General features: G+C 34.8%; 5 protein-coding genes and 1 pseudogene. All 6 read right to left on the reverse strand.

Translation table 11 applies throughout. The annotated features are described in order from the left end of the window. Positions 1-559: pseudogene (locus IDG60_RS04530) on the reverse strand (NADP-dependent oxidoreductase); the annotation flags it as partial. A 277-nt stretch (positions 560-836) separates the two neighbouring features. After that, positions 837-1,706 (reverse strand): alpha/beta hydrolase, encoded by an 870-nt coding sequence (locus tag IDG60_RS04535; protein ID WP_000719329.1) that lies wholly within the window; start codon positions 1,704-1,706, stop codon positions 837-839. 265 nt (positions 1,707-1,971) lie between these two features. Continuing rightward, positions 1,972-3,384, reverse strand: a complete 1,413-nt coding sequence (gene lacG, locus IDG60_RS04540; protein WP_000169224.1) for a 6-phospho-beta-galactosidase — start codon at positions 3,382-3,384, stop codon at positions 1,972-1,974. 17 nt (positions 3,385-3,401) lie between these two features. Further along, the gene (locus tag IDG60_RS04545; RefSeq protein ID WP_000983330.1) at positions 3,402-5,114 is read right to left on the reverse strand and encodes a lactose-specific PTS transporter subunit EIIC; all 1,713 of its coding nucleotides are present in this window, start codon (positions 5,112-5,114) and stop codon (positions 3,402-3,404) included. A gap of 5 nt (positions 5,115-5,119) precedes the next feature. Further along, a complete protein-coding gene (locus IDG60_RS04550; RefSeq protein ID WP_001078309.1) occupies positions 5,120-5,431 on the reverse strand; it encodes a PTS lactose/cellobiose transporter subunit IIA in 312 nt (103 codons plus the stop codon). A gap of 21 nt (positions 5,432-5,452) precedes the next feature. Then, positions 5,453-6,241: tagatose-bisphosphate aldolase (gene lacD / locus IDG60_RS04555; protein ID WP_206160524.1), on the reverse strand; the 789-nt coding region annotated here is incomplete at its 5' end.

Below are 6,241 nucleotides of genomic sequence, written 5' to 3' on the forward strand. Positions count from 1 at the left end.
CTGTTAAATAATTTACTTTTTTGTCGCCACCCGCAATACCTACTACACGGCAACCTTTAATCTTAGCAATTTGACCTACAACTGAACCTACAGCACCAGATGCAGCTGAAACCACAACAGTATCACCGGCTTTAGGTTGTCCAATATCAAGCAGACCATGATATGCTGTTTGTCCTGGCATTCCTAAAACACTTAAATATAAATCAAGTGGTACATCTGTCGTTGGAACTTTAGTAATTTGATCCGCTTGGACATGATTAATGATTCGCCAAGGCAACATACCTACAACGACATCTCCTTTTTTATAATCTGCGAGTGTCGAATCAATTACTTTTGCAACGACATGGCTAACAATCGGTTTACCAATTTCAAAAGGCTGTACATACGAATCTGCCTTAGTCATACGTCCTCTCATATATGGATCCACTGAAATATACAGCGTTTGTACAAGTACACCATCGCTCTCAAGTTTAGGCGTGTCAATCTCTTCAATTTTGAATGTATCCTCTTGAGGCATGCCTTCTGGTATTTTGTTAAAAAGAATTTGTTTATTTTGCATCATTAATCACCTTTCTTTATTTGAAACTTTTACTTATTTGTTACTTAAGCGTTAAGTTTTAATTGTGTCTTCGTGATGTCTGTATGCAAATACATTCTTAGTTGTTATATTTTGACTTAAGCACTGATTCATTTAACTTCAAGTACATTATATTTGCTGTAAACATAAATTAAAAATGTTACGACTTAGACATTTTATGGAAACTCTCAAACAATAGATAATTTTTGAAAAGCTCTAATATTACAAGCTTTTTTGCCCCAGAAAACTAGCAGTTGCTTTATTTTTTCCATAAGAAGTCGATTAACTCATTAGCAACATTTTCATTCTCATGAAGCTGACTATGTTGTGCAGGCTCACCTTCATATTTAGATTCTCGATAACTTTTCGGACTATTTCCCAGTAAATATTTTAATGATTTCGAAGAACTATTAGACACTCTGCCGTCTGAATGTGTACCATCTTTCAAATCTCCATAAATATTTAGCACTTCGATACCTTTACCTTTATAAATATCTTTTAGCACGCGTAATTGCTGATAAGGTTGATTCATTCGACTTGGTTTACCATCTTTATCAACTGTAATTTCATTGACATCTTCATTCATATTTAAAACACCATTAAATGTCCCTGCAATATTCACTTGTTTGTTTAACTGTGGCAGTGACTTGTCGTTACCATATGTCATCATATATTGTGCAAATGTTAAGTTCCCCATTGAGTGACCGACAAAGTTGAATTTATCGAAATTGTATTCAGATTGTAACTTAGTCAGTACATTTTTAAACCACGCAGCATTCTTATCCAAATAGCCTTGTCTGTTATTTTCAAGTTCAATTTTCACAATAGGATTCACTGCATCTTTTCTTAGTTTCCCTTTAAATGTCACTGCACCATCCTTTGAAACGTAAGCAGTGATGATATCTTTAGTTACCCCTCTTTTTTCTGCTTGCTTCACCATAAACTTTTCAGAATTGGCACTACCACCAAATCCATGTAAGAACAATGTTGGAATTGGCTTTTTAACAAATTGCTGTTGTTGTATTTTAAATGTTTGTGCCTGTCGTTGACTAAACACCACCGTAATAATAGAGCCTATAATAATAGCGACCGCTAACAATGTCGTAATAATTACAAAAATTTTCTTCACACTTTTAACTCCCATTCATGTCTTTTATATAAGTATAAAGGATGTGATTAAAAATGTCCTTTAGTTGATTTTGAATACATCATTAACTTTTAAGATGACTTTGGAAAGTTGTCCGTTAACGTTTGTTAATTGATTGCTTCTTTAGCTTTCAATGGTGTGTCACCCATTGATTAATATATAAATATGTATATACTTGTTTAATTTATCTCTTTCTATAAATAAAGACCTACCAGCACTCGACTGATAGGCCTTTTAATATCTATAATTATTTAATTTCTTTTGTTTCGGCTAACTCTTTGTACCAATAAGCACTTTTCTTAGGATAACGTTCTTGAGTCTCAAAATCGACATAGAATAAACCATATCGTTTTTCATAACCATTTGACCAAGAGAACACATCCATTAATGACCAAATAAAGTAACCTTTAACATTTGCACCATCTTTAATAGCATCTGCAATAACGTTCAAATGTTGTCTTACATAATCAATACGTGCATCATCATGAACTGTTTTTTCAGATTCAATAAATTCATCTTTATATCCTAAACCATTTTCAGTGATATAAATCTTGTGATAGTTAGGATAATCTTTAACAACACGCATGATTTGATCATATAAACCTTGAGGATAGATCATCCAGTCCCAGTCTGTGCGAGGTACGTCGACATCAAATTCACGTTGTCCGACACCTTTAAGTTGGTATTTAGAACCGCCTTTATCACCTGTCGCATTATGCGTGATTTCAGATTCTCCATCGTAACCTCTCATCCAGTCACTCATGTAGTAATTGATACCTAAGAAGTCGTTTAAATCTTTGGCTGCATCTAAAATGGCATAATCTTCATCTGTAATATTTAATTTACCGCCATTAACAGATAAGATATGTTGCACACCTTCCATCGTTTCACGAGAATACTTACCTAAATATGTTGCATCTAAGATGAATTTATTATGGATGATATCTTCTAATTCTGCTGCACGAACATCTTCAGGATTTGATGGATCGAACGGATATTTTGTTGGCAATGCGTGTACAACACCAATTTCTCCTTGATAGCCGCCATCTTTAAATAATTTTACTGCTCTTGCATGAGCAACCATCATATTGTGATGTGATTGGAAAACTTTTTCAAAATCATATTTAATACCTGGAGGGAATTTACCTACTAAATATTGACCATCACCAATAGGTCCAATTTCATTGAATGTAGTCCAATATTTTACTTCTGGGAATTCTTTAAAACAATATTCAGCATAATCTACAAAGTAGTCAATCGTTTTACGATTTAGAAAATCGCCATCTTTGTGTAACACTTCTGGTGTATCAAAATGATGCAATGTTACAAATGGTTCAACATGACGTTTATGACACTCTGCAAATAACTTATGGTAATACTCAACACCTTTAGGGTTAACTTCGCCATATCCATTTGGGAAGATACGTGACCATGCAATTGAAATACGGATACCATTAACACCGAATTTTTCACTTAATTCTAAATCCACTGGATATCTGTTATAAAAATCACTCGCTGGTTCTGCAGTGTACCAATAGTTTTCTTCCAAATACGTATCCCATGCAACACGACCTTTACCATCTGTATTTGTCGCACCTTCTGCTTGATATGCTGCTGTTGCTCCACCAAAAATAAAATCTTCAGGTAATGTTTTAGTCATATGAAAAACTCCTATTCTTAATTTTCAAATTGTTGTTGAACGAAATCAAGGGCTGCTTGGCCGTCTCGTGTCAATTTGATATATTCAGCACCTTGAGTCTTCGCTAATTTAATACCTAATCTATCTGTATCTTGCTTAATATCTTCATAGTTAGACGCAACTTGTGGCGCTAAAATGATTAATTGGTACTCTTTCATAATGTCCATATGTGCGCCGTATCCGCCAGCTGCTGCTTTCACTGGCACATGATATTCTTCAGCTGCTTTATTAAGTGCGTTGGCTAATAATCCACTTGTACCACCACCGGCACAAAGTACTAAGACATTTGTTTGTTCTGTGATATTTGAAGCTTTAGCTGCATCGTCTGATACACCACTTGCCGCTAAAATTGAATCAGCTTTTTTCGTATCAAAGTTTGCTGCAACTTTTTCTTTTAAATCTGAATTACTTTCTTTACGTCCTTCTTCTTCATCAAGAATTTCACTATCATAAACTTTTAGGAATGGGTAGTAAATAATAATATCTACAACAATCAAAGTAATAGCTAGTACGAATGACCATAAACCAAAACCTGTACCCATGATAATGCCCAATGGACCTGGTGTTGTCCAAGGTAAATTTACACTAAAACTATTCATTCCTAACACTTCAACGAAAAGTTTGAAAATCCATACGTTAACAATTGGTGCTAATACAAATGGAATAAAGAACACAGGATTCAATACTAGTGGTGCACCAAATAAAATTGGTTCGTTTACACCAAAGAATGTTGGTACAACTGATGCACGTCCAATCGCTTTGTTTCGTTTAGATTTCGTCATCCACATAAACATGAACGGGACGACCAATGTTGCACCCGTACCTCCAAAAGTAACGATAAACATTTGTGTACCTGATGTAATAATTTTATCTGCGTGTTCTCCAGCTTGAAGCAACTTGAAGTTCGCTTCGATATTCGCATATGTAATGGCTGCAATTGCTGGCTCTACTATTGATGGACCATGAATTCCTACAAACCAGAATAATGCAAAGGCACCAAAGATAATTGTGACACCAATCCATCCATCTGCTGCTGTAAATAATGGTTCGAATAATTTTAAAATACCTTCCGCTACATTTGATTTAAAGCTGTTGCGAATGACTAAATCTAATGCATAAAGAATGATGATTACCGCTGAAAATGGAATTAAGTCCTTAAATACTTGTGAAATATTCGGCGGTACTTCTTTCGGCATTTTAATTGTAATATTGCGCTTCACACAGAAGTTATAAACAATAACAGTTACAAATGCTGATAAAAATGCTGTTAATAAACCTTTAGTTCCCATAAATGCACTTAAGAATCCACCATCTTTGGCTGGATCAGAAGCTAAGAACAAGAATCCACACATCGCTGCTAGCATTGTAGAAATAAAGTTAATTTGATTTGTACTTTCTAGCTTACGGTTAAATGAATCTGTTAAAGATTTCGCTGTCGTTCCTGCTACTAAAAATGCTACAAGCCCCATCGTATAGTTATATGGTTTCATTAAAATGGCTTCCATGCCTTTATCCCATTTAAAACCAAATATATTTGGCACGTATGCAATTAATAGAAAGATACTTGAGAATAAGATGACAGGCATTGCAGAAATAAATCCATCACGGATGGCTCTTAAATATATGTTACGTGATAATTTCTCGAAAAATGGCTTCCCTTTTTCAATTTGTGCGATCAATTTTTGCATCATTGTCATCACCCTCTTTTATAAAATTCTAATAAATGCTTCATTAAATCTTTCAGTAAAATTGTTGTCATTAAATGGTCTTGACCATGCATCATCGTTACACTGTATGCAATATCATCACCTTGCGCTTCTTTAGCTAACAGGCTTGTTTGTGCTCTATGCGCTTCAGCAATGCAATTGTTTCCTTCTTCAATCAATGCATCTGCTTTTGCAAAATCTCCAGCTTGAGCTGCTGTCAATGCTTCTAAAAACTTAGAACGTGCATCCCCTGCAAATGCAACAATTTCAAAACCTAATAATTGGACTTCTTCTCTATTCATAGCATTAATCCCCTTTTATACTTATTTTCTTTGTTTCCAAGATGTCGCAGTATCTTTTAATACTTTATTTAAGTCATCAATATTTTTGAAACCAGTTGTACGTAACCATTCACGAGCAGCATCTTCACCTTGTTCAATGTATACTTGAACAGCACCAGACCATGTAGCACGGCCACAAAGTACACCGTTGAATTTAGCACCAGCTTCGTGAGCAAATTTTAAAGTTTCTTGGAATAATTCCGCAGAAACACCAGCACTTAAGTAAATGTATGGTAAATGAGTTGCTGCATCTTGATCTTTAAAGTGTTGTGCCGCTTCCTCTTTTGTATAAACCACTTCACCTTCAGCAAAGCCTTCTACATACTTCATGTTTACTGGTACTTCAACTTTCAATACATCAACATTAAAGCGTGGTTCTGAGAATAATTTCATTGCTTCGTTAACCTTTCTAGGCTTAACTTTTGCGAATTCAACACTACCGTTATCAGGAATGTTGTCATCGTATGTTAATACTTCTAAGAAGAAAGGAATGTCTTCTGCAACACATTCTGAACCGATTCTTTCAATGTATGCTTTCTTTTGAATGTTAATTTCTTCAGCATCATCAACATCATAGTAAAGTAAGAATTTAACAGCATTTGCACCTTGTTCTTTTAAACGTTTTGCAGACCACTCTACTAAACAGTCAGGTAAACGACCTTTAGCATTTACGTCATAACCAGTTTTTTCATAAGCTAGCAATAATCCACAATCTTTGTTACGTGCATCAGATGCTGGTAAACCGTATTCTGGATCTAATAAAATTGAAGA

Source organism: Staphylococcus sp. EG-SA-2 (assembly GCF_017152085.1).

What these genes read in the sequence shown, in the direction of transcription:
- lacG (WP_000169224.1), bottom strand. Translation starts at nt 3,384, where the DNA reads ATGACTAAAACATTACCTGAAGATTTTATTTTTGGTGGAGCAACAGCA.
- IDG60_RS04545 (WP_000983330.1), bottom strand. Translation starts at nt 5,114, where the DNA reads ATGATGCAAAAATTGATCGCACAAATTGAAAAAGGGAAGCCATTTTTC.
- IDG60_RS04550 (WP_001078309.1), bottom strand. Translation starts at nt 5,431, where the DNA reads ATGAATAGAGAAGAAGTCCAATTATTAGGTTTTGAAATTGTTGCATTT.